Genomic DNA, 25,452 nt, shown 5'->3' with positions numbered 1-25,452 from the left:
GGAGAGTGGTTTCTTTACCGGAGTTCTTCGTCGATGAAGTCGAAGATCTCGTCGTCCGTGGCCAATTGAAGTTTCTGGGAGACAGCGGCCGCGTCCTCGGAACCCTGAAGCTGGTTCAGGGTGGAAACCAGCGTCTGGAGCCGCGCCACGATTTGGGTCGTCCTGATCTCGTCCGGATTCATGGAAAGGACCGCGGATTCCAGCCGGTCCAGTTCCGCCTGGGTGGAGGCGCCCGGTGTTCCGTCCGCGCCGGTGAGTTCGGTGTGCAGGTGGTCGCTGATCGCCTGGCAGGTCGGGTGGTCGAACACCAGCGTGGCCGGGAGCCGCAGGCCGGTGGCCGTGTTGAGGCGGTTGCGCAGTTCGACGGAGGTGAGCGAGTCGAACCCGAGTTCCTTGAACGCCTGGTCGGGGCCGATCGCCTCCGGCTCCGCGTGGCCGAGCACGCCGGCCACCTGCTGGCGCACCACGTCCAGCAGGAACCGCTCCCGCTCCGGCCCGGACAGCGGGGCGAGGCGTTCGGTGAGCGGCACCGGGTCACCGGCGGCGGCGCGCACGGTTCGGCGGGTGGCGACGCGGACCAGCCCGCGCAGCACGGCCGGGATGTCGGCGCCCTCCGTCCTGGCGCGGGTGCGCAGGCCGGCGAGGTCGAGCCGGGCCGGTACGACGGTGGCCCGGCTCCCGGAGACGGCCGCGTCGAACATCGCCAGGCCGTCCGCGGCCGGCAGCGGGGTGATACCGCCGCGCGAGATGCGCCGGCGGTCGGCCGCCGCGAGGTGGGCGGTCATGTCGCTGGTGTCCTGCCACAGACCCCAGGCCAGCGACAGGCCCGGCAGTCCGTCCGCCCGGCGTTCCTCCGCCAGCGCGTCCAGGAAGGCGTTGGCGGCGGCGTAGTTGCCCTGGCCCGCCGCGCCGAGCACGCCGGCGATCGAGGAGAACAGCACGAACGCGTCCAGATCGAGGCCCTTGGTGACCTCGTGCAGGTTCAGCGCCGCGTCCACCTTCGGCCGCAACACCGCGTCCAACCGCTCCGGCGTCAACGACGTCACCACCGCGTCGTCCAGCACACCGGCCACGTGCACGACACCGGTCAGCTTCCCGATGCCATCAACCACCTCCGCCAAACGGTCACGGTCAGCGGCATCACACGCGACGACCTCAACCACCGCACCGGACGCGGCCAGTTCGGAACGCAGTTGCCCGGCGCCGTCCGCCGCGGGGCCGCGACGGCTGGTCAGGACCAGGTTGCGTACGCCGTGCTCGGTGACCAGGTGGCGGGCGACCAGTGCGCCGAGCGCTCCGGTGCCGCCGGTGATCAGCACGGTGCCGTCCGCGGACCACACCGGTGCGGCCGGTCCGGCCGGTCCGGCGGGCGCCAGCCTCGGCACCCGGACGACTCCGCCGCGTACCGACACCCGCGGTTCGTCCAGCGCGAGTACGCCGGGCAGCGCGGCGAAGGAGGCCGGGTCACCGTCGGTCTCGACGAGCACGAAGCGGCCGGGGTTCTCGGCCTGCGCGGACCGCACCAGGCCGGAGACCGCCGCACCGGCCAGGTCGCCGCGTGTCACGACGACCAGCCGCGCGGCGGCGAACGGCTCCTCCGCCAGCCAGCGCTGGACGGTGGCGAGCGCCCGGCCGGCCGCGTCGTGGACCGCCCCGGCGCCGGTGCCGGTGGCGTGCGCGGTCACGATCACCGCGTCGGGCACCGGCAGGCCGGCGGCGAGCGCGTCGAGGTCGGCGGCCCGGTGCACGGGCAGGCCGGCCTTGTCGAGGGCGGCGGCCGCCTGGAGCACGTCCTCGCCGAGCACCGCCCACCGGGTCGGGGCCGCGCCGGCGGTGGCGGGGAGCGGTTCCTCCCGCCAGGTGACCTCGTACAGGCGGTTGTCGTCGACGGCGGCGAGCTGGCCGGCGTCCACCGGGCGGGAGACGAGCGACTCGACGACGGCGACGGGGGCGCCGGACGGGTCGGCGATCCGGACGGTGAACGCGTTGTCGCCGGCCGGCGCCAGGTGGACGCGGGCCCGGGTGGCGCCGACCGCGTGGACCGACACGCCGCTCCAGAGGAACGGCAGCCGCGCTGCCTCGGGGCCGCCGTCGGCGAGATCGAGCAGCAGTCCGTGCAGGGCGGCGTCCAGGAGCGCGGGGTGGATCTCGAACGCGCCGGTGTCGGCGGCCGTCCGCTCGGGCAGTTCGACCTCGGCGAACACCTCCGCGCCGCGCCGCCAGGCCGCCCGCAGCCCCTGGAACGCCGGGCCGTAGGCGTACCCGCGTTCCGCCAGCCGGTCGTAGAACCCGTCGAGCGCCAGGGCGTCGGCGCCGGACGGCGGCCACGCGGTCAGGTCGAAGCCGGCCGGGGCCGCCGGGGTCACGGTGCCGGCGGCGTGGCGGACCCACTCGCCGTCCTCGCCGGCCGAGTACACCTCGACGGCGCGGCGGCCGGCCCCGTCCGCGTCGGCCAGGGTGACCTGGAGGCGTACGCCGCCGTGGCCGGGGAACATCAGCGGTGCCTGGAGGGTGAGTTCCTCGATCCGACCGCAGCCGGCCTCGCCGCCGGCCCGGACCACCATGTCGGCGATCGCGGCGCCGGGCAGCAGCGTCGAGCCGAGCACCGCGTGGTCGGCGAACCAGCCGTGCGCGCCGGCGGTGAGACGGCCGGTGAACACGTACCCGCCGGAGCCGGGCAGTTCGACGGCGGCGCCGAGCAACGGGTGTCCGACGCCGTCGAGTCCCACCCCGGTGACGTCGCCGCCAGTGCCGGACTCCAGCCAGAAGCGGTCGCGCCGGAACGGGTAGGTGGGCAGGTCGACGCGCCGGGTGTCCAGGCCGGTGAACGGCGTGCGCCAGTCGACGGTGACGCCGTTGACGTGCGCGGTGGCCAGGGCGGTCAGGAAGGTCCGCGACTCGTCGTGGTTCCTGCGCAGGACGGACGCGGCGGGCTGGGCGTCGTCGCCGAGTATCTGCCCGACCATCGCGGTGAGGGTGGCGTCGGGGCCCAGTTCCAGGAAGAACGTGGCGCCCTGCTCGCGCAGGGTGGCGACGGCGTCGCCGAACCGGACGGCGTGGCGTACGTGGTCGACCCAGTAGGCGGGGTCGGTGATCCGCGCCGGGTCGGCCGGCAGGCCGGTCAGGTTCGACACGACCGGGATCTTCGGCGCCGCGTAGGTCAGTCCGGCGGTCACCGCTGCGAAGTCGGCGAGCATCGGGTCCATGTGCGGCGAGTGGAACGCGTGGCTGACGCGCAGCCGGCGGGTGCGGTGGCCCAGCGCCTCGAAGTGCGCGGCGATGGCGGTCGCCGTGTCGTCGTCACCGGAGATCACCACCGACTCCGGACCGTTGACCGCGGCGATCGCGACCCGGTCCTCGTGGCCTTCCAGGGCCCGCAGGACGTCCGCCTCGGGGGCCTGTACGGAGACCATGGCGCCGCCGCCGGGCAGCGCCTGCATCAGGCGGCCGCGGGCGGCGACCAGCGCGCACGCGTCGTCCAGGCCGAACACGCCCGCGACGTGCGCCGCCGCCAGCTCACCGATGGAGTGGCCGGCGACCACGGCGGGCTCGACGCCCCAGGACCGCACGAGCCGGTAGAGGGCGACTTCGAGGGCGAACAGGGCGGCCTGGGTGTACATCGTCTCGTCCAGCCGGGTGCCGGACCCGGCGAACACCACGTCCTGGAGGCTCGCGCCCAGATGGCCGTTGAGGCGGGCGCAGATCTCGTCGAACGCCTCGGCGAAGACCGGGTGGGCGTCGTACAGTTCGCGGCCCATGCCGAGCCGCTGCGAGCCCTGCCCGGTGAACAGGAACGCGGCCTTCGCGCCGGGCCGCGCGGTGCCGGACACGACGCTGTCCTGCCCGGCGGCGAACGCGGCGAGCGACGCGGCCAGTTCGCGGGTGCCGGTGCCGATGGCGACGGCGCGGTGTTCCAGGGTTCCGCGCGCCTCCACCAGCGCGTGCCCGATGTCGACGGCGTCGTCGGTCAGGCCGGCCAGCCGCCCGGCCTGGGCCCGCAGGCCCTCCGCGTCGCGTGCCGAGAAGACCCACGGCAGGGCGCCGGGGTACGGCACGGACGAGCCCCGGGCGCCCTCCTCGACGGGGGGCTGTTCCAGGATGACGTGGGCGTTGGTGCCGCTGATGCCGAACGAGGAGACCGCCGAGCGGCGCGGGCGTTGCGACTCCGGCCACGGGCGGGCCTGCTGGAGGAGCGAGACCGCGCCGGCCGACCAGTCCACGTGCGGGGACGGCTCGTCCGCGTGCAGCGTGGCGGGCAGGACGCCGTGCCGCATCGCCATGACCATCTTGATGACGCCGGCGACACCGGCGGCGGCCTGCGTGTGACCGATGTTGGACTTGATCGACCCCAGCCACAACGGCTGGTCCGCACCGCGTTCCTGGCCGTAGGTCGCCAGCAGCGCCTGCGCCTCGATCGGGTCACCCAGCGACGTACCCGTACCGTGCGCCTCAACGGCGTCGACGCCGTCGGCGGTCACCCGGGCGTTGGCCAACGCCTGCCGGATCACCCGCTGCTGCGACGGACCGTTCGGCGCGGTCAGACCGTTGCTCGCACCGTCCTGGTTGACCGCGCTGCCGCGCACCACACCGAGGACCTGGTGTCCCAGGCGCCGCGCGTCCGACAGCCGTTCGACGAGCAGCATGCCGACGCCCTCGCCCCAGCCGGTGCCGTCGGCGGCCGCGGAGAACGCCTTGCAGCGGCCGTCGCGGGCCAGGCCGCGCTGGCGGGAGAACGCCACGAACGTCTCCGGCGTCGCCATCACCGTCACACCGCCGGCCAGTGCCATCGTGCACTCGCCCTGCCGCAGCGCCTGACACGCCAGGTGCAACGCCACCAGCGACGACGAACACGCCGTGTCCAAGGTGATCGCCGGGCCCTCCAGGCCGAGGGTGTAGGAGACGCGGCCGGACAGCACGCTGCCGGCGGCGCCGTTCATCAGATAGCCCTCAAGGTCCTCCGGGACCTGCCGCAGGCGGCTGCCGTAGTCGTCGTACATCACCCCGGCGAACACCCCGGTGCGGCTGCCGCGCAGGGTGGCCGGGTCGATGCCGGCGCGCTCCAGCGTCTCCCACGCGACCTCCAGCAGCAGGCGCTGCTGCGGGTCCATCGCCAGCGCCTCCCGCGGGCTGATGCCGAAGAACCGCGCGTCGAAGTCGGCCGCGTCGTGCAGGAAGCCGCCCTCGCGCGAGTACGTCTTGCCCGCCGCGTCGGGGTCCGGGTCGTACAGCCCCTCGACGTCCCAGCCGCGGTCGGCGGGGAAGGCGGTGATGCCGTCGGAGCCGGTGGCGACCAGGTTCCACAGCTCCTCGGGGGAGGTGACACCGCCGGGGTAGCGGCAGGCCATGCCGACGATGGCGATGGGCTCGTCGTCGGCGATCGCGGCCACGACCGCCGGCGCGGCTTCCTCGCGGTTGCCGGTGAACCCGGCCCGCAGGAAGCCGGTGAGGGCGTCGCACGTCGGGTAGTCGAAGACGACGGTGGCGGGCAGCCGCTCGCCGGTGGCGGTGTTGAGGCGGTTGCGCAGTTCGACGGAGGTCAGCGAGTCGAACCCGAGGTCCTTGAAGGCGCTGGCGGGATCGACGGTCTGCGGCTTGGCGTGTCCGAGGACCGCGGCCACCTGGGTACGGACCAGGTCCAGCAGGAACCGCTCCTGCTCCTCGGCGGGGAGGCCGGCCAGCCGCTGGGCCAGGGGCGCGGCCCCGGCGCCGGCGGCGCGCACGGTGCGGCGGGCGGCGGCGCGGACCAGGCCGCGCAGCAGGGACGGGACGTCGCCGGTCCTGGCGCGGGCGCGCAGGGCGGGCAGGTCGAGCCGCATGGGCAGGTAGGCGGGGCCCCCGGCGGCCAGCGCGGCGTCAAGGAGCGCGAGCCCCTCGTGCGACGGCATCGCCGCCACGCCGAGGCGGCCGAAGCGCGCCAGGTCGACGTCGGCCAGCCCGGCCGTCATGTCGCTGCGGTCCTCCCACAGCCCCCACGCCAGCGAGACGGCCGGCAGGCCCAGGGAGCGGCGGTGGGCGGCCAGCGCGTCCAGGTAGGCGTTGGCGGCGGCGTAGTTGCCCTGGCCGGCCGCGCCGAGGGTGCCGGAGACGGAGGAGAACAGTACGAAGGCGTCCAGGTCCAGGTCCCGGGTCAGGTCGTGGAGGTTCAGCGCCGCGTCGGCCTTGGGGCGCAGCACGGTGTCCATGCGCTCGGGCGTCAGCGAGGTGACGACGGTGTCGTCGAGGACGCCGGCGGTGTGGACGACGGCGGCCAGGCGGCCGTGGGCGCCGATGCCGGCCAGGACCTCGGCCAGCCGGTCGCGGTCGGCGGCGTCGCAGGCCACGATCCGCACGTCGGCGCCCAGGGCGGTCAGGTCCGACCGCAGCTCGTCGGCGCCCTCGGCGGCCGGACCGCGCCGGCCGGCCAGCACCAGGCGGCGCACTCCGTGGACGGCGACCAGGTGGCGGGCGACCAGCGCGCCGAGGCGGCCGGTGCCGCCGGTGACCAGCACGGTGCCGTCACCGATCGGCGCGGCGCGCTCCCCGGCGCCGGAGTCCGGGGTACGGGCGATCCTGGGCACCCGCACGGTCCCGGCGCGCAGAGCGAGTTGCGGTTCGTCCAGGGCGAGCGCGGCGGTCAGGGCGGCACGCGAGGCGGGGTCGTCGTCGGTGTCGGCCAGGACGAACCGGCCGGGGTGCTCGGACTGGGCGGACCGGACCAGGCCCCAGACGGCGGCGGCGGCCGGGTCGGTGCCGTCGGTCGCGCCGCGGGTGACCACCGTCAGCCGCTCGTCGTCGTCGACGGCCCGCCGTACCCGGTCCAGGACCTGGGCGACGGCCTGCCGCAGCTCGCCGGTCACCTCCAGGACGGCCGGGCCGTCGGCGTTCGCAGCGCCGTCGGCGGGGAGCGGAACGTCCTGCCAGACGATCTCGAACAGCGCGCCGCCCTCGCCGCCGGAGGCGGTGAGCTGCCGGGCGCCGGTGGCCCGCGTCGTCAGGGAGGCGACCGCCGCCACCGGGGCGCCGGTCTCGTCGGCCACCTGGACCGAGAGGGTGTCGGCGCCCTCGGACGCCAGGCGCACCCGGACGCGGTGCGCACCGACGGCGTACAGCGACACGCCGCCCCAGACGAACGGCAGCCGGGTGCCGTCCTCGTCGGGGAACAGGGTGCCGAATCCGGCGTGCAGGCAGGCGTCGAGCAGCGCGGGGTGGATCTCGAACGCCCCGGAACCGGAAGCGGTACCGGTGTTCTCGCGTGCGGGCAGTTCGACCTCGGCGAACACCTCGGCGCCGCGCCGCCAGGCGGCCCTGACACCCTGGAACCCCGGCCCGTACTGGTAGCCGCGGGCGTGAAGTCCTTCGTACAGGGCTGCGACCGGGACGGCGGTGGCACCGGAGGGGGGCCACGCGGTCAGGTCGAAGCCGGCCGGGGTCGCGGCGGCGACGGTGCCGACGGCGTGGCACACCCATGCGGTGTCGTCGGCGGCCGAGTGGATCTCGACGGTGCGGCGGCCGGAGTCCTCCGCGCCACCCAGCACCACCTGGAGGCGGACACCGCCGCGCTCGGGCACCAACAGCGGCGCCTGAAGCGTCAGTTCCTCCACGCACCCGCAGCCCACCTCGCCGCCGGCACGCACTGCCAGCTCCGCGAAGGCGGTCCCGGGGACGATGACGGCGCCCAGGACGGTGTGGTCGGCGAGCCAGTCGTGCGAGGTGCGGGAGAGCCGGCCGGTGAACAGGAAGCCCCCGGAGCCCGGCAGTTCGACACCGGCGCCCAGCAACGGGTGTCCGGTGCCGTCGAGTCCCAGCCCCGCCGCGTTCGTGCTGCCCGCAGTGGGATCGAGCCAGTAGCGCTCGCGTTGGAAGGCGTAGGTCGGCAGCTCCAGCGGGCGCGGTGCGGCGTCGGTGAACGCGGCGGTCCAGTCGACGTCCACCCCGGTCACGAAGGCACGAGCCAACGCGGTCACGAAGGATCGGGTCTCGCTGTGGTTCTTGCGCAGCAACGGGGCGAACACCGCCGGCGCCGCGTCCTGCCCGTCAAGGACCTGCTGGGCCATCGCGGTCAACGTCGCGTCCGGCCCGATCTCCAGATACAGGCCCACGCCCTGGTCGCGCATGGCGGTGATGGCGTCGCCGAACCGCACAGCCCGCCGCACATGCTCGACCCAGTAACCGGGGTCGGTGATCTGCCCGGGTTCGACCAGGGTTCCGGTGACGTTGGAGACGATCGGGATCACCGGCTCACGGAAGGTGAGCCGGCCGGCGACCTCACCGAACTCCGCCAGCATCGCGTCCATGTGCGGCGAGTGGAACGCGTGACTCACCCGCAGACGCCGCGTCTTGACACCACGGGCGGCGAACTCCCCCGCGATCCGCAGGACCACGTCCTCATCACCCGACATCACCGTCGCCGACGGCCCGTTGACCGCCGCCACCGCCACCCGATCCCGCACAGCCTCGATCGCCGCCAGCACCTCCGCCTCCGGCGCCTGCACCGACACCATCGCCCCACCACCGGGCAACGCCTGCATCAACCGACCCCGCGCCGCCACCAGTTCACACGCCTGCGGCAGATCCAGCACCCCCGCCACATGCGCCGCCACCACCTCACCCACCGAATGTCCCGCCAACACATCCGGCACCACACCCCACGACAACACCAACCGAAACAACGCCACCTCGACAGCGAACAACGCCGCCTGCGTCAACCCCGTCCCGTGCAACGCCACATCATCCGCGGCGAACACCAACTCCCGCACCGACCGACCTACATGCCCGTCCAGCTCCGCGCAGACCTCGTCGAACGCCGCCGCGTACACCGGGAACGACCCGTACAACTCCCGGCCCATACCGGCTCGTTGCGAGCCCTGCCCCGCGAACAACAACGCCGTCCGCACCCCGGCCCGCCCCACACCCGACACCACACCGGCAGCACCATCCACGCCTTCGGCCAACGCCCCCAACCCGGCCACCAGTTCGGCCCGATCGGCACCCAGGACAACGGCACGGTGCTCCAGCGCACCACGGGTCGAGACCAGAGCGTGGCCGACGTCGACCGGATCGGCGGTGGGCACGAACGCGGCAAGACGCGCGGCCTGCGCCCGCAGACCACCCTCACCACGCGCCGAAACCACCCAGGGGATCAGCCCGGATTCCGGCTGGTGCCGCACGACGGTCTGAGCGGTGACGGCCTCGCCGGTGCCGGTTCCCTCCGCGTCCGGGGACTCCCCCGCCGGGGCCTGTTCCAGGATGACGTGGGCGTTGGTGCCACTGATGCCGAACGACGACACACCGGCCCGGCGCGGGTGCTCCGCCGCCGGCCACGGCCGTTCCTCCGTCAGCAGGGAGATCGCGCCGGTGGTCCAGTCGATGTGCGGGGAGGGCTCTTCGACGTGCAGGGTGGCGGGCAGGACACCGTGCCGCATCGCCATGACCATCTTGATGACGCCGGCGACACCGGCCGCGGCCTGCGCGTGGCCGATGTTGGACTTCACCGAACCCAGCCACAGCGGGTTCTCACGGTCCTGCCCGTAGGTGGACAGCAGCGCCCGCGCCTCGATCGGGTCGCCGAGGGAGGTACCGGTGCCGTGCGCCTCGACCACGTCGACCTGGCCGGCCGGCACCCGGGCGTTGGCGAGCGCCTGCCGGATCACGCGTTCCTGCGAAGGGCCGTTCGGCGCGGTCAGACCGTTGCTGGCGCCGTCCTGGTTGACCGCGCTGCCGCGCACCACACCCAGAATCCGGTGACCCAGCCGCTGCGCGTCCGACAGCCGCTCGACCAGCAGCATGCCGACGCCCTCGCCGGGCCCGAACCCGTCGGCGGCCGCGGAGAAGGGCTTGCTGCGTCCGTCGGGCGCCAGGCCGCGCTGGCGGCTCAGCTCGGTGAAGATCTCCGGGGTGGACATCACGGTCACGCCGCCGGCCAGCGCCATCGTGCACTCGTCCTGCCGCAGCGCCTGACACGCCAGGTGCAACGCCACCAGTGACGACGAACACGCGGTGTCCACGCTGATCGCGGGGCCTTCGAGTCCCAGCACGTAGGCCACGCGCCCGGACGAGACGCTGGTGGTGTTGCCGGTGAGGACGTAGCCCTCGATGTCGGCGTCGGCCTCGCGGGGACGCGGTCCGTAGCCCTGCGGAATGGCGCCGACGAACACGCCGGTCCGGGTGCCGCGCAGGGTGTCGGGAACGATGCCGGCCCGTTCCAGCGCCTCCCAGGAGGTTTCCAGCAGCAGGCGCTGCTGCGGGTCCATCGCCAGCGCCTCACGCGGGCTGATGCCGAAGAACTCCGCGTCGAACTCGGCCGCGTCATAGAGGAATCCGCCGCCGCGCACGTAGGTGGTGCCCGGCCGGGCGGGGTCCGGGTCGTACATGCCCGCCAGGTCCCAGCCGCGGTCGGCGGGGAGCGCGGCGGTGGCGTCGCCGCCCTCGGCGACCAGGTTCCACAGGTCCTCGGGCGAGGCCACTCCCCCGGCGAAACGGCACGCCATGCCGACGATCGCGATCGGCTCCTGGGCCCGTGACTCGACGTCACGCAGTCGCCGGTGCGCCTGACGCAGATCGACGGTGGCCTTCTTCAGGTATTCGCGCAGCTTTTCTTCGTTGCTCGTCATGTGCGGTATGCCGTCCAGGAGATCCGAGGGTCAGCGTTCAGGAATTGCCGAACTCTTTGTCGAGCAGTCCGAATATCTCGTCGTCCGTCGCGTGATCCAGCTCGTCCTCCGCCGATTCCGCCTCCGACGGCTCGTCGCCCCATTTCCAGAGCAGGTCCTGAAGGCGTGTGGTGACCGCGGACCGCGAGTCGCCGTCGGCGGAAAGGCCGGCCAGCGCCAGTTCCAGTGCGTCGAGCGCGGTCAGCGCCGGGGCTGCCGGGTCGAGGTCCTTGGCGGTGATGTGGGTGCGCAGGTGGCCGGCGAGGGCGGCGGGGGTGGGGTAGTCGTAGACCACGGTGGCGTGCAGGGGCGTGCCGGTGGCGGCGATCAGCCGGTTGCGCAGTTCGACCGAGGTGAGGGAGACGAAGCCCAGGTCCTTGAACGACTGGCCGGGTTCGACGGCGTCGGCCCGGTCGTGGCCGAGCACGGTGGCGGTGTGGTCGCGTACCAGGTCGAGCAGGGCGCGGCTCTGCTCGGCGGCCGGCCGGGTCGCGAGCCGTTCGGCGAGGGTCACCGGTTCACCGCCGCCGGCCCCGGTGTCGGCGGCACGCCGTGGCCGGGACCGCACCAGGCCGGACAGCAGCGGCGGTACGGACCCGCCGAGCGCGGAGGTGTCGAGGCGGGCGGGCACCAGGTGGGGCCGGTCGGTGCCGAGCGCGTCGTCGAACAGGCCGAGCCCCGCCTCGGCGGCCAGCGGCGCGATCCCGGCCCGGCGCATGCGGGCGAGGTCCGCGTCGGTGAGGTGTCCGGTCATACCGCCGGCCGGCGCCCACAGGCCCCAGGCGAGCGAGACGGCGGGCAGTCCCAGGGCGTGGCGGTGGTGGCCGAGGGCGTCGAGGTAGGCGTTGGCCGCCGCGTAGTTGGCCTGGCCGGCGGTGCCGAGCGTGCCGGCGACGGAGGAGAACAGCACGAAGGCGGCGAGGTCGGTGTGCCGGGTCAGTTCGTGCAGGTTCCACGCGGTGTCGGCCTTGGCGCGCAGCACGGCGCCGGTCTGCTCCGGGCGCAGGGTGGTGACGGTGCCGTCGTCGATCACCCCGGCGGCGTGGACGACCGCGGTGAGCGGGTGTCCGGCGGGGATGTCGGCGAGGACCTTGGCGAGCGCGGTCTGGTCGGCGGCGTCGCACGCGGCGACGGTGACGTCGGTGCCCAGCGCCGACAGTTCCCGTTCCGCCTCCCGCGCGCCCGGTGCGGCGGAACCGGTGCGGCTCACCAGCACCAGCCGCTTGACGCCGTGCCGCGTGACGAGCCGGTGGGCGACGAGGCGGCCGAGGGTGCCGGTGCCGCCGGTGATCAGGACGGTGCCGTTGGGGTCGAGCGGCCGGGGTGAGGAGGCGGCGGGGTCGGGGGTGCGGGAGCGGTCGGCGGCGGGGTCGGGGGTGCCGGAGCGGTCGGCGGCGGTGGGGTCGGCGTCGGCGCGGTCGGCGCGGTCGGCACGGTCGACGGGATCGGCGACGTCGGCGTCTGCGGCGGCAGCGTCTACGGCGGCGGCGCGGTCGACGGGATCGGCGGCGTCGGCGCGGTCGACGCGGGTCAGGCGGGGTGCGAGGGCGGTGCCGGCGCGCAGGGCCAGCTGCGGTTCCCCGGTGGCCAGGGCGGCGGCCAGGGCGGCGGCCTGCGCGCTGTCGCCGGTGGCCAGGTCGAGCAGGACGAAGCGGCCGGGGTGTTCGGTCTGGGCGGAGCGGACCAGCCCCCACACGGCGCCGGCCGCGAGGTCGGTGACCTCGTCGCCGGGGGTGGCGGCGACCGCGCCGCGGCTCACGATCACCAGGCGGGAGCCGGCGGAGCGGTCCTCGGCGAGCCAGTCGCGCAGCAGCGTGAGCATCCGCCCGACCGCCGCGTGCGGGTCGCCGCCGTCCCGCGCGTCACCGCTGTCGGGCCCGGCCGCAGCGGGCACCAGGACCGGACCCGGTGCGTCGCCGAGGCCGGCCAGGCCGGTGACGCGGTCCGCGGCGCCGACCTCTGCCGCGAACGCGGGCGTGCCCAGGGCGGTCCAGGTGGCCGGCGCGGCGCCGCCGGGGGTGAGCGGTGTCCAGCTCACCGTGTAGAGGCTGTCGCGGTGCGAGGCGCCCAACTCCTCGGCGGTCAGCGGCCTGACGGTGAGCGAGTCGACGGTCAGCACGGGCCGGCCGGCGGCGTCGGTGGCGGTGACCGCGACCGCGTCGGGGCCGGCCGGCGTGATGCGCACCCGCAGGGCGGCGGCGCCCACCGCGTGCACGGTGACGCCCTGCCAGGTGGCCGGCACCCGGCCGTCGCCCCGGTCCCCGGCGAGGCCGACGGCGTGCAGGGCGGCGACGGTCAGCACCGGGTGCAGGAGGTGCGCGGCGGCCTCGGCCTGCTGTTCGGCGGGCAGCCGTACCTCGGCGTAGACCTCGGTGCCGGCCCGCCCCGCGGAGGTCAGCGCCTGGAAGGCCGGTCCGAACTCGTGCCCCTGCGCGGCCCACCGGTCGTACAGGGCCGTCAGGTCGGCGGGGGTCGCGCCGGGCGGCGGCCAGGCGGCGGGGTCCGGCGCGACCCGCGTGCCGTCGGCGGCGGCCGGGGCGAGCGTGCCGTGGGCGTACCGGGTCCACGGGGCGTCGGCGGCGTCCTCGGGCCGGGCGTGGACGGTGACGGTGCGGCGGCCGGTGCCGTCCGGGGGCCCGGTGACGACCTGGAGCGCGACCCCGCCCTGCGCGGGCAGGAGCAGCGGAGCGCCGAGGGTGAGGTTCTCCACCCGGTCGCAGCCGCTCTCGTGGCCCGCGTGGACGGCCAGGTCGAGCAGGGCGGCGCCGGGGAGCACGGCCGTGCCGTGGACGGTGTGCTCGGTGAGCCAGGGGTGGGTACGGGCCGAGACGCGGCCGGTGAGGACGGTGCCGCCGCTGCCGGCGAGGTCGACGGCCGCGCCGAGGAACGGGTGTCCGGCCGGTCGCAGTCCGAGGGTGCCGGCGTCGGTGGCGGCGGGCGGCACGGCCCAGTGCCGCCTGCTCTGGAAGGCGTAGGTGGGCAGGTCCACCCAGCCGCCGGGCCGGCCGGCGCCGGGGGTCCAGTCGACGTGGGCACCGCGGGTGTGGGCCTCGGCGACGGAGGTCAGGAAGCGGGCCGGGGTGTCCTCGCCGCGGCGCAGTGATCCGAGCACCGCGGCACCGTGCGCGCCGGCGGCCTCGATGGTCTCCTGGACGGCGATGTTGAGGACCGGGTGCGGGCTGATCTCGACGAACAGCCGGTGCCCGTCGTCCAGCAGGCCGCGTACCGCGCCCTCGAACTCCACGGTCTGCCGCAGGTTGCGGTACCAGTAGGCGGCGTCCAGCGGTTCGCCGGGCCGTGCGCCGGCCGTCGAGCGGAACGGGATGGCCGGCGGCCGAGGGGTGATGCCGGCCAGCGCGCCCAGGACGGTGTCCTTGAGCGCGTCGACGTGCGGGGAGTGGGAGGCGTAGTCGACGGCGATGGTCCGGGCGCGCAACCCCTCGGCGCGGCACGCGGTGACGAACTCCTCGACACCGCCGGGCGTGCCGGACACCACGGTGGAGTGCGGGCCGTTGACGGTGGCGACGAAGACGTCGGTGCCGGCGGTCCTGCGGCGCACCTCGTCGACGGGCAGCGGTACGGAGGCCATGGCGCCGGTGCCGGCGAGGGCGGTGATGGCCTTGCTGCGGGTGGCGACGATGACGGCGGCGTCCTCCAGGGTGAGCGCGCCGGCCACGTGGGCGGCGGCGATCTCGCCCTGCGAGTGGCCGACGACGGCGTCCGGGCGGACCCCGTGGGAGCGCCACAGTTCGGCGAGGGAGACCATCACCGCGAACAGCGCGGGCTGGACGACGTCGACCCGGTCGAGGCCGGGGGCGCCCTCGGCGCCGCGCAGGACGTCGATGAGCGACCAGTCGACGTGCGGGGCGAGGGCGGCGGCGCAGGCGTGCATGCGGTCGCGGAAGACAGCGGAGGTGTCGAGCAGCCGGACCGTCATGCCCTCCCACTGCGAGCCCTGCCCGGGGAAGACGAACACGGTGCCGCCGGCCGCGGTGGCGGTGCCCTGGACCACGCCGGGGGTGGTACGGCCCCCGCTCAACGCGTCGAGCCCGCCGAGCAGTTCGTCGCGTCCGGTACCCAGGACGACGGCGCGGTGGTCGAACGCGGCGCGGGTGGTGGCGAGGGCGTGCGCGATCGCGACGGGGTCGGCACCGGGGTCGGCCCGGACGAACGCGCCCAGCCGGTCGGCCTGTTCACGCAAGGCGTCCGGGGTCTTGGCGGAAAGCGGCCACGCGGTAAGGGTGTTGGGGACGGCGGTGTCGGGGGCGGCGGTGTCGGGGGCGGCGGTGTCGCCGTCGGCGGCGGCAGAAGCGGCGACCGTGGAGTGGTTGCCGTCGGCCGGAGCGGTGCCTTCTTCCGCCGCGGCGGCCGGGGCCTGTTCGAGGATGAGGTGGGCGTTGGTACCGCTGATGCCGAACGAGGAGACCGCGGCGCGGGCGGGGCGGCCGGTGCTCGGCCAGGGGCGGGGTTCGGTGAGCAGGCAGACGCCGCCGGCGGCCCAGTCGACGCGCGGGGTGGGTTCGTCGACGTGCAAGGTGGCCGGCAGGTGGCCGTTGCGCAGCGCCATGACCATCTTGATGACGCCGCCGACCCCCGCGGCGGCCTGGGTGTGGCCGAGGTTGGACTTCAGCGAGCCGAGCCACAGCGGCCGGTCCCGGTCGCGGCCGGCGCCGTAGGTGGCGAGCAGCGCCCCGGCCTCGACGGGGTCGCCGAGCCGGGTACCGGTGCCGTGGGCCTCGACGGCGTCGACGTCGGCCGGTTCGAGCCCGGCGTCGGACAGGGCGCGGCGGACCACCTGCTCCTGGGAGGCGCCGTTCGGGGCGGTGAGGCCCTCGCTGGCGCCGTCCTGGTTGACCGCGGAGCCCCTGATGACGGCGAGGACGCGGTGGCCGAGTTCCCGGGCCCGCGCCAGTCGTTCCAGCACCAGGACGCCGACGCCCTCGCCCCATCCGGTGCCGTCCGCCCCGGCGGCGAACGGCTTGCAGCGGCCGTCCGGTGCCAGGGCGCCCTGCCGGCTGAACTCGACGAACATGCCCGGGGTGGCCATGACCGCGACGCCGCCGGCCAGGGCCAGTTCGCATTCGCCGGCGCGCAGGGCCCGGTTCGCGAGGTGCAGGGCGACCAGCGACGACGACTGGCCGGTGTCGACGGTCAGCGCGGGGCCGGTCAGGTCGAAGGAGTACGCGATGCGGCCGGAGGCGACGCTGGGCGCGCTGCCGGTCAGCAGGTGTCCGGCGGCGTCCTCGACGGCGTGGTGCATGCGGGGCCCGTAGTCCTGGGCGGTGGCGCCGACGTAGACGCCGACCGGGTCGCCGCCGAGGGTGCCGGGGTGCAGCCCGGCCCGTTCCAGCGCCTCCCACGCGGTCTCCAGCAGCAGGCGCTGCTGCGGATCGGCGACGGCGGCCTCGCGGGGTGAGATGCCGAAGAACGCGGCGTCGAACCGGTCGGCGTCGTAGAGGAATCCGCCGCGGGCCACGTAGGTCGTGCCGGGGGTCGATCCCGCGGGGTCGTGCAGGTGTTCCAGGTCCCAGCCGCGGTTGTCGGGGAAGTCGCCGACGGCGTTGCGGCCGGCGGCGACCAGCTCCCACAGGTCCTCGGGCGAGCGGACCCCGCCGGGGTAGCGGCAGGCCATGCCGACGATCGCGACCGGCTCGCCCGCACCGCCGGTTTCCGGCCGTCGGGGAGATGGCCCAATGACCGCGCTCAGATCATCCACCATCGTTCCATCGCCTCCGGCCGGGTGACATCAGTCGCCAACCTGGCCGAAGTTATAGACCTTCCGCAGCCCACCCCAACCCCTAACGGCCCCTCCTTTCCCGGCACCAATTCGGGTGCGTCCGGCGCCTTGGCCGACGCACGTTCAGGGGCAACCCCTAGAACGCCGGAAGGGGTTGGAAGGTGTAGGGGTTTCGTCACCGCCGGGACCGAAGGAGAATCACGATTCGGCTCTCACCGGCTCTGTAGGGTCGTAAACCGAAGAGGTGACGCAGTGAGCACACCGCAGTCGTGGCAGATACTTTCCGGAGAGGAAGGGGAATCCGATCTCGTCCTGGCCGTCGATTTCTTCGCGCCCGGACGCCCGGAGGCTTCGTTCGTCGATCTCGCCTCGCATCTGAGCCCGTCCCAGCCCGTATGGCTGGCATCGCAGCCGGCGGGTCTCCCCTATCCGCTCGGTCCCGACGACTATGTGGAATGGTGGATGCGGGACATCCGTGAAAGCGGCCGCACCGTCAAGGCGGTGTCGGGTTTCTGCGCCGGTTCCGTTTTCGCCGGCGAGCTGTACCGCCGTATCTGCGACGAGCAGGAGACCAAGCCCCGGCTCATCGTGTTCGACCCCGAGGCGATGCACCCGTTCGGCATCTACATGCAGTACCACAAGCAGGTCGACCGGTACGCGGGGCTGCTGTCGCCGGAGCGGATCGCGGCGGCGCAGCGCGACGGCCAGGCGCTGCTCCAGAAGCAGTCGCAGCCGGTGGCGCTCGGCCAGGAGCTCATGGCGCTGCACCGCAAGGTGGCGCTGGAGGTCTTCCGCGAGAGCGGGATCGACGAGGAGTACGGCGACGAGGTGCTGGAGCTGTTCGGCTCCCTCATCACGTACATGGTCGCCGCCGCGCAGGTCGACACCGCCAAAAGCTGGGCCGAGGCGACCGTCCTGACCTCCTCCACCCCCGGGTCCGGCGCGGAGCAGGCCGAAACGGTGCTGGCCTTCGACGTCGACCGGTACGAACTGCTGCGCGACCGGGGCGCGGCGGCGGCCGTCTCCGAGCTGCTGGCGAAGCGGCCGGGCTGATCCGCCGCGGGGCACCGCGCCGCATCGGCGGCCGGGCCCCGGTCTCCGGACGCCAGGGCGCCCGGCCTTCCCGATGGAGGAGAGGCCGGGCGTCCTGGCGTCCGGCGTTCCCGTGCGTCCGGCGTTCCCGTGTCCGCGGTGGCCGCGGGTGATCGAGGTGCCCGCAGCTGTTCCCGGTGTCCGCAGGTGATCGCGACCGACCGCGGCCGATCACAGCTGACCGCGGCGCGGGCCGGAACGTCCGCGCGGGCCGCCCCCGGTGGCCGGCGCGCGGGGGCGGTCCGGACGCGCTATTCGGCGATCTTCGTCCGGGTGGTCCAGGAGAAGACCGGGGACCCGGCCGTCTCTCCCGTGCCGATACCGCCGGAGCGTTCGTAGTGCTCGTATCCGCCGAGGCGCTGGATCTTGACCTTGCCGTCCTCGACCATCGATTTGGGTACGCCCAGGTTCTCCGGGATGTCCGCCGGCCCGCCGGTGAGGACGACGTCGATCAGCTCACCGGGATTCGTGGTTCGGTAGTGGCCGAAATTGTGGGTGACACCAGGATTCATCACAGCACAGATCTCCCATCCCGTGTGGATTCGTGCATGTCGACGCGGGGTCGGACGACTCCGGTCGCACAGGAATCACGTGGGAATCTACGGAGGAGTTCTTTGCCGGACAACCCCTGATGCCCCCTACCCGGCGCGTCGGACGGCGTGTTCCCTGGGCTTCTCCGGCGCTTCCTCCGCCGCGGTGGCCAGCCCGCGCGGCAGGAAGAAAAGGGCCAGGAGAACGCTGGCGAGAGCGACGCTGCCGCAGACCCAGAGGGTGGATCCCATGGCTTCGGTGAAGGCGTGGCGTACCGAATGCAGGAACGACGTGGAGTTCATCTTCTGGGCGACGGCGATACCGGCGGGAACGCTGCGCCGCGCGGCATTCACGGCCACGGCGGGCAATCCCGCCAGCGGCAGGTGGCTGCGGTATCCGGAATTCAGTACGGTGCCGAGAATCGCGACGCCGAGGGTGCCGCCGACCTGTCGGCTGGACATCACGACGGCCGAGCCGACGCCCGCGCGGTCGCGCGACAGCGCGCCGAGCGCGGCGTCCATCGCCGCCGGCAGCGCGAAGCCCATGCCGAGGCCGACGATGGCGCTCCAGGTGATGAGCATCCCGTAGCCGCTGCTCGTGGTGGTGAACGTGCCGATGATCATGCCGGTGGCCACCAGGAAGTAGCCGAGCGCGACGTTGGCCTTGGCACCGGTCCTGGGGCCGGTCTTCTCGGAGACCTGGACGCCGATGATCATGCCGAAGACGGTCGGCAGGATGAACAGGCCGGTGCGCAGCGCCGAGGCGCCCAGGACCGCCTGGAGGTACTGCGGCAGGACGAACAGCAGGCCGAACATGGCGAACGACAGCAGGGTCGCCAGGATCGTTCCCCAGGTGAAGCTCGGCGACCTGAACAGCGAGAGGTCGACCAGCGGGCGGGACGCCTTGGTCTGGAGCAGGACGAAGCCGACCAGCAGCACCACGCCGGCGGCCAGGCAGGACAGCGTGACCGAGTTGCCCCAGCCGCTCTCGCCCGCCTTGATGGCGCTGTAGGACAGCGCGCACAGGCCGACGCTGGAGGTGAGGATGCCGCCGAGGTCGATGCGGGGCCGCTCCACGCTGCGGGTCTCGGGCACGCCGAGGGAGACGACGACCACCGCGATGGCGATCAGCGGCACGTTGATGAGGAAGACCGAACCCCACCAGAAGTGGTCCAGCAGCCAGCCGCCGACGATCGGACCGAGCGGGATGCCGATGAAGTTGGCGGTGGAGACCATGCCGATGGCCTTGGGGCGTTCCTCGTCGCTGAACAGGACGGGGACCATGGCGATCGCCAGGATCATCACGAATCCGGCGCCGAGGGCGAGCACCGCACGCGAGGCGATCAGCTGGCCGGAGGTGGTGGACCACGCGCACGCCGCGGACGCCAGTCCGAACAGCGCGAGCGCGCCTATCAGCAGCTTCTTGCGCCCGAAGCGGTCACCGAGCAGACCGGCCGGCAGCAGCACGATCGACAGGACGAGGTTGTAGGCGTTGGCGAACCACTGGAGATCGCTGGTGGAGGCGTGCAGGTCGGTGGCCATCGTCGGCAGGGCGACGTTGAGGATGGTCAGGTCGAGGCTGATGATCAGCAGGCTGAGGGCGAGGGCGCCGAGGGTCCACCAGCGACGGGTGTGCGATCCCGTGACGGCGGCCTGCGGCGGCAGGGTCTGTGGAGCGGATCCGGACATGGCACTTCCCGTGGTGGTGGGTTGAGGAGTGGTGAAAAGGGGCCGCTGGCGTCGCGGGACGTCACCCGGTGGGGTCGGGGCGTACGACGAAACCGTTGACGAGCTGTTCGATGACCTGGTCGCGGGTGTCGGGGTCCGCGGAGGCGCCGGAACCGATGGCGCCGGGCACCATCTTGGTGAACCGGGGGGCGAAGATCGGCAGGGCGATGAGCGCCGCCATGGCGACGCCGTACGCCTGCTCGAACGGCGTCTCCTTGACGAAGACGCCTTCGTGCTGACCGCGCTCGTACAGCTCCCGCAGCGCCGGGGGCAGCTTGTCGGGAGTGGGCAGCGGTTGGGTCTGCCAGCCGCTGAGCGCTTCGTGCATCCACAGGGCCGGCAGCAGCGGCATCGTGGCGAGGGCGTCGTAGAACCCCTGGAGGGCGCGGACCATGCCCGGGTAGGGCTCCAGTCCGACGGCCTCGCCGAGCACCGGCGTCCAGGCCTGACCGAGCTGGGACTGCTGATCGGCCAGCACGCTCGCGTACAGCTCGTCCTTGCTGCCGAAGTGGTGGTAGATCATCCGCTCGTTGACGCCGGCCCGCTTGACGATGGCCTGGATCCGGGTGCCCCGGGACCCGTGCCTGGCGAACTCCTCCGCCGCGGCATGGAGAAGTTCTGATCGAGTGTCACGCATGCAGTAAGTATTTACTGAACGGGCGACGCGGCGCAACCCCTCATCGCGGGAAGCCGAACCCGCCCAAGTCGGCGCGGGTAGGGGGCAGTAGGGGCCGACCGGCGGGGCGGGGGTGCCCGCCGGCGGTGGGGGTGTCCGCCGGCGGTGGGGGTGCCCGCCGGCGGTGGGGCCGGCCGGCGGCGGTGGGGCCGGCGGGCGGCGGGGAACGTCCGACGTCCGTGGCAGCCGATGCCGGAGCGGCCAACGCAGGGGCGGCGAACGCCTGTTGGCCGGGTGCGCTGGGTGAGCGCCTGTTGTCCGAGGGGCGCCGAGTGGGCGCCTGAAGTCCCGCAAGCGTCGCCGGGGGTACGGCGGAGGGGTGCGGTGACGTGCCTTCGGCGCGGAACGACCTTGGTTGGCACGGGCGTTGACGACAGGCGGTGCTCGGCAGGCCCGGTCGTGGCGCCGGTGGGCTTCGACGCACCGGCGCGTATGTGACGGCTCGTCAGGATCGGGTCGCGACCGATCCGCGTTCACGGCGCCGGGTCAACGGCGCCGGGTGGCTACGGCGGTGCGCGTCCGCAGCGCGGAGCGGTCCCTGACGGCGGCCCGACTGGGCCCGGTCGGCGCCCGACTGGTCCCCACCGGCGTCCCGACGGGGTCCGGCGGCGTCCCGACCGGCCGACCGGCGAGCCAACCGGCCCCGCCCGGCGCCCCCCGCGGAGGTTCCGTCCCGGCGGCCCGACGGTCCGCGGAGGGGGTCCGGACGTCCGGTTGATGTCGTTGTGTTGCGCCGTGTTGCGATCACATGGCGAAGACCGGCCACCTCTGGTGGTGAGGACACCTACGCCGCACATTGATCGCGTGCGCATCGGCGTACGCCTCCCCCTGCCTGGAGAACCACACGCCGTCATGCTCCGCTACCTCGCGCGCAAGACGACCGGCTGGCTGCTGATGATCGTCGTCGCCACCAACGCGACGTTCTTCCTCGCCAGTTGGTTCCTCGATCCGCGCTCCGACTACCGCACGCTGCGCCCGGTCCGCACCGAGGCGCAGATCGACACCGCGCTCGCCCCCTACGGCCTGGACCCCCGGCAGCCGGTGGTGGACCGGTGGTGGCACTGGCTGGCGAACATCGTGCTCCATTTCGACTGGGGCAGTTCGCCGACCGGCATCGCGGTCAACGGCGAGATCGGCTACCGGGCTGTGGTGAGCGGGGAGTTGGTGCTGCTGTCCACCGCCTTGTCGGTGCTGGTCGGCGTCTCGCTGGCGGTGTGGACCGCCTCCCGGCAGTACGGCTGGGGCGACCGGATCGCGCAGACCGTCTCCGTGGTGCTCTTCAACATCCCCACCGCCGTGATGGCGCTGGCCGTGGTCTTCGTCGCGATCTGGCTCAACCAGCACGCGGGGATGCGCTTCCTCTACGTCGCCGGGGAGAACTCGCCGGGGGTGACCGGGTTCTGGCCGGTGCTCGGGGACCGGCTGCTGCACCTGATCCTCCCCACGGTGACGCTCACCCTGATCGGCTACGTGGGCTACCACCTGACGCAGCGCGCGTTGCTGCTCGACACGCTGGACGCGGACTTCGTGCGCACCGCCCGGGCGACCGGGCTCACCAGGGCGCAGGCGATCCGCCGGCACGGGCTGCGGGCCGCGCTCATCCCGACCGCCACCTCGGTCGCCTTCACCGTCCCGGCGATCTTCACCGGAGCGGTGATCACCGAAACCGTCTTCGGCTGGGACGGCATGGGTCAGTACTTCGTCGAGACCATCAGCAAGAACGACGTGCACGGAGCCGTCGCCACCGCCGCGTTCGGCGCGGCCATGACCGCGATCGGCGCGGTCCTGGCGGATCTGGCGACGGTGTTCCTCGACCCGAGAGTCCGGGTGAGCTGACATGGCACCGAAGACGTCCACGCCGCCGACCGCGCTGATCGTTCCGCAGGCGGGGGCCGATCTTCCCCCGGGCGGGCCGGGCGGGGAGGCGGGCGGCCACGGGATCGGCCTCGGCCGCCTCTACCTGCGGCGCTACCTGCGCAACCGCCCCGCCGTCGCCGGGGCCGCGGTGTTCGCCCTGCTGGTGCTGTTCAGCCTGTTCGGCGCGGCGTTCACGCACTGGCGCTACTCCGACCCGGACTTCACCGCGCTCACCCGGTCCCCGGGCGCGGCGCACTGGTTCGGTACCAACCAGGGCGGCAACGACGTCTACGCCGAGGCGGTGCACGGACTTCAGCGGTCGCTCGCGATAGCGGTCAGCGTCTCCGTCATGACCGTGGTCGTCGCGGCGGTGGTGGGCGCCGGCGCCGCCTACCTCGGCGGCCGGGTGGAGAAGGCCGTGCTCGCCCTGATCCACTTCCTGCTGGTGGTGCCGTCGTTCCTGATCCTGGCGCTGGTCTCGCACCGGCTCGCCGGGGACTGGCGCGTGCTGATCGTGGTGCTGACCGTGTTCGGCTGGATGGGCACGGCCCGGGTCATCTGGTCGGTCTCCACGTCACTGCGCGAACGCGACTACGTGACCGCCGCCGAGTTCATGGCGGTGCGACCGTGGCGGATCGTCGCCCGGCACATCATCCCCAACCTCGGTTCGCTGCTGGTGCTGAACCTCACCCTCGGGGTGGTCGCCACCGTACTGAGCGAGACCGCGCTGTCCTTCCTCGGCTTCGGCGTGCAGACCCCGGACGTCTCGCTGGGCACCATGCTCGCCGACGGCTCCGGCTCGCTCACCAGCGCTCCGTGGCTGTTCGGCTTCCCCGCCGGGCTGGTGGTGCTGCTCACCGTCTCGATGACCCTGATCGGCGACGGGCTGCGCGACGCGCTCGATCCGGCGTCGGCCACCGGCTCGTCAGGAGGAACGCGATGACCGGCACCCCGCCGCCCCCGCCCGCGACGCTGCCCCACCCGTCGCCCACCACACCGGCCGGTGCCCCTCGCCCCGGCGGGGACGGCCCGCGGCCGGTGCTGTCCGTACGCGACCTGCGGATCTCCTTCCCCTCCGAGGCGGGACCGGTCGAGGCGGTGCGCGGCGTCAGCTTCGACCTGCTGCCCGGCCGCACGCTGGGCATCGTCGGCGAGTCCGGCTCGGGCAAGTCCGCGACCGCGACGGGCGTCATGGGCCTGCTGCCGCCCTCGGCCCGGCTCGACGGGCAGGTGCTGCTCAACGGACGCGACCTGGTCGGGCTGCGGGACCGCGAACTGTCCCGCGTGCGCGGCCGCAAGATCGGCATGGTCTTCCAGGACCCGCTCTCCGCGCTCACCCCGATCTTCTCGGTGGGCCGGCTGCTCAGCGACGCGCTGCGGGTCCACCAGGACCTCTCGCGCGCCGCGGCCCGCGAGCGCGCCGTCGAACTGCTCGACCTGGTCGGCATCCCCGATCCGCGCAACCGTGCCCGCTCGTTCCCGCACGAGTTCTCCGGCGGCATGCGGCAGCGCGTCGTGATCGCCCTGGCCGTCGCGAACCGGCCGGCCGTCCTGGTCGCCGACGAACCCACCACGGCACTCGACGTCACCGTGCAGGCGCAGATCCTCGAGGTGTTGCGCACCGCGCAGGCCGAGACCGGGGCCGCGCTGCTGCTGATCACCCACGACCTGGGGGTGGTCGCCGGGTACGCGGACGAGGTGGCCGTCATGTACGCGGGGCGGATCGTCGAGCAGGCCGGCGTCCGGGAGCTCTACCGGCGGCCGGCCATGCCCTACACGGCCCGACTGCTGGCGGCGGTGCCCACCGTGGACGCGGGCGAACGCCGTCCGCTGCTGCCGATCGGCGGTGAACCGCCGTCGCTGGTGGACCTGCCCGGCGGCTGTCCCTTCGCCCCGCGCTGCGCGCTGGCCGTCGACGCGTGCCGTACGCAGGAACCGCCGCTGCGCCCGATCGCCGGGCACGGCACCGTCGCCTGCGTCCGTGCCGACGACATCGCGGCCGGGACACTCGATCCGGTGACCGGCCCGACCGCGGCTCATGAGCAGCCGGGGGACGCGGTGGACATCCGGCCGGCCCCGGAGCCGGCCGCGCCGGGCGCCGCGCCGGGCACCGCGCCGGGCGAGGTGCTGCTGCGGGTGGACAACCTGGTGCGCACCTTCCCCATGACCCGGGGCGCGCTGCTGAAACGCCGGGTCGGCACGGTGCACGCGGTCAACGGGGTCTCCTTCGACCTGCGGGCCGGCGAGACGCTCGGCCTGGTCGGTGAGTCGGGCAGCGGCAAGACCACGACCCTGCTGGAGATCATGGGGCTGCGCCGGCCCGAGGGCGGCCGGATCGAGGTGGCCGGCACCGACACCGCTGACCTGCGCTCGGCGGCCCGCATCCGCGAACTGCGCGGCACCCTGCGGATCGTGATGCAGGACCCGCTCGGCGCGCTGGACCCGCGCCTGCCGGTCTCCCAACTGCTGGCGGAGCCGCTCCAGGCGATCGGCCGCCCGCGCAAGGAGATCCGGGCCAGGGTCTTCGAACTGCTGCGGCTCGTGGGCCTGGACGCCTCGGCCGCCGACCGGTTCCCCGCCGCGCTGTCCGGCGGGCAGCGCCAGCGCATCGGCATCGCCCGCGCCCTGGCGGTGGAACCGAAGCTGCTGGTGCTCGACGAACCGGTCTCGGCGCTCGACGTCTCGGTGCAGGCCGGGGTGATCAACCTGCTGGCCGGCCTCCAGCGGCAACTGGGCCTGGCGTACCTGATCGTGGCGCACGACCTGGCGGTGGTCCGGTACGTGGCCGACCGGGTGGCGGTGATGTACCTCGGGCGCATCGTGGAGTCCGGTGCCACCGAGTCGGTCTTCGCCGATCCCCGGCACCCGTACACCCGGGCGCTGCTGTCCGCGGTACCGGTTCCCGACCCGGAGCGTCAGCGCGGCCGGGAGCGGATCGTGCTGGACGGCGAACTGCCCGGTACGCCCGGCGTGTTCGGCGCGCCTGGTGTGTCCGCGGTCCCCGGCTCCCCGGGCCGCGCGCCCGCCGCGCCGGTCGGGTGCGTCTTCGTCGACCGCTGTCCGTTGCACCGCACGCTCGGCCCGGAGCTGCGCGCCCGCTGTCGCGACGAACACCCCGGGACCACGCCGGTGCCCGGCCGGGCGGACCACCGGTTCGCCTGTCACGCCGGCTGATCCCCCGCCGGACGGGACCGAACGGCCACG

9 protein-coding genes are annotated in these 25,452 nt (G+C 74.0%); 4 read left to right on the top strand and 5 right to left on the bottom strand.

Annotation, left to right across the window (positions count from 1 at the left end):
* Positions 1 to 14: 14 nt before the first annotated feature.
* Together POF43_RS06635 and POF43_RS06630 are read right to left on the bottom strand one after the other, a co-directional pair.
* Positions 15 to 10,589: a type I polyketide synthase gene (locus POF43_RS06635; protein ID WP_271323374.1), complete on the bottom strand. Its 10,575-nt coding sequence runs from the start codon at positions 10,587 to 10,589 to the stop codon at positions 15 to 17.
* Between the two features lie 37 nt (positions 10,590 to 10,626).
* A complete protein-coding gene (locus POF43_RS06630; RefSeq protein WP_372515876.1) occupies positions 10,627 to 16,344 on the bottom strand; it encodes a type I polyketide synthase in 5,718 nt (1,905 codons plus the stop codon).
* Between the two features lie 273 nt (positions 16,345 to 16,617).
* On the opposite strand from POF43_RS06630, the gene POF43_RS06625 reads away from it, so the two are divergent.
* The gene (locus POF43_RS06625) at positions 16,618 to 17,418 is read left to right on the top strand and encodes a hypothetical protein (protein ID WP_282704452.1); all 801 of its coding nucleotides are present in this window, start codon (positions 16,618 to 16,620) and stop codon (positions 17,416 to 17,418) included.
* Between the two features lie 290 nt (positions 17,419 to 17,708).
* Here the strand turns inward: POF43_RS06625 and POF43_RS06620 are convergent, their stop codons facing one another.
* From POF43_RS06620 to POF43_RS06610, 3 genes are all read right to left on the bottom strand, one after another.
* Positions 17,709 to 17,969 (bottom strand): DUF5988 family protein, encoded by a 261-nt coding sequence (locus POF43_RS06620; protein ID WP_271324416.1) that lies wholly within the window; start codon positions 17,967 to 17,969, stop codon positions 17,709 to 17,711.
* Between the two features lie 126 nt (positions 17,970 to 18,095).
* Positions 18,096 to 19,676, bottom strand: a complete 1,581-nt coding sequence (locus POF43_RS06615; protein WP_271324417.1) for an MFS transporter — start codon at positions 19,674 to 19,676, stop codon at positions 18,096 to 18,098.
* 61 nt (positions 19,677 to 19,737) lie between these two features.
* Complete coding sequence (locus POF43_RS06610) at positions 19,738 to 20,352, bottom strand: TetR/AcrR family transcriptional regulator (RefSeq protein WP_271315893.1); 615 nt, start codon at positions 20,350 to 20,352, stop codon at positions 19,738 to 19,740.
* Between the two features lie 891 nt (positions 20,353 to 21,243).
* Between POF43_RS06610 and POF43_RS06605 the strand changes: the two genes are divergently transcribed.
* The 3 genes from POF43_RS06605 to POF43_RS06595 are packed head-to-tail and all read left to right on the top strand — an operon-like array spanning position 21,244 to position 25,422.
* Positions 21,244 to 22,227, top strand: a complete 984-nt coding sequence (locus POF43_RS06605) for an ABC transporter permease (RefSeq protein WP_271318596.1) — start codon at positions 21,244 to 21,246, stop codon at positions 22,225 to 22,227.
* Position 22,228: 1 nt separating this feature from the next.
* The gene (locus POF43_RS06600) at positions 22,229 to 23,191 is read left to right on the top strand and encodes an ABC transporter permease (RefSeq protein WP_282698426.1); all 963 of its coding nucleotides are present in this window, start codon (positions 22,229 to 22,231) and stop codon (positions 23,189 to 23,191) included.
* The gene (locus POF43_RS06595; RefSeq protein WP_282704451.1) at positions 23,188 to 25,422 is read left to right on the top strand and encodes a dipeptide ABC transporter ATP-binding protein; all 2,235 of its coding nucleotides are present in this window, start codon (positions 23,188 to 23,190) and stop codon (positions 25,420 to 25,422) included. The genes POF43_RS06600 and POF43_RS06595 overlap by 4 nt, the downstream gene beginning before the upstream one ends.
* The last annotated feature ends 30 nt before the right edge of the window (positions 25,423 to 25,452 follow it).

The sequence above is a fragment of the Streptantibioticus silvisoli genome, from assembly GCF_027947535.2.
Lineage (GTDB): Bacteria > Actinomycetota > Actinomycetes > Streptomycetales > Streptomycetaceae > Streptantibioticus_C > Streptantibioticus_C silvisoli.
The sequence above is the reverse complement of the archived record's forward strand: the minus strand, read 5'-3'. Positions and strand labels throughout refer to the sequence as shown.

Bases quoted from the DNA above. Each gene is read 5' to 3' on its own strand.
- POF43_RS06610 (WP_271315893.1), bottom strand. From the start codon at position 20,352: ATGCGTGACACTCGATCAGAACTTCTCCATGCCGCGGCGGAGGAGTTC.
- POF43_RS06605 (WP_271318596.1), top strand. From the start codon at position 21,244: ATGCTCCGCTACCTCGCGCGCAAGACGACCGGCTGGCTGCTGATGATC.
- POF43_RS06595 (WP_282704451.1), top strand. From the start codon at position 23,188: ATGACCGGCACCCCGCCGCCCCCGCCCGCGACGCTGCCCCACCCGTCG.
- POF43_RS06635 (WP_271323374.1), bottom strand. From the start codon at position 10,589: ATGACGAGCAACGAAGAAAAGCTGCGCGAATACCTGAAGAAGGCCACC.
- POF43_RS06620 (WP_271324416.1), bottom strand. From the start codon at position 17,969: ATGAATCCTGGTGTCACCCACAATTTCGGCCACTACCGAACCACGAAT.
- POF43_RS06600 (WP_282698426.1), top strand. From the start codon at position 22,229: ATGGCACCGAAGACGTCCACGCCGCCGACCGCGCTGATCGTTCCGCAG.
- POF43_RS06615 (WP_271324417.1), bottom strand. From the start codon at position 19,676: ATGTCCGGATCCGCTCCACAGACCCTGCCGCCGCAGGCCGCCGTCACG.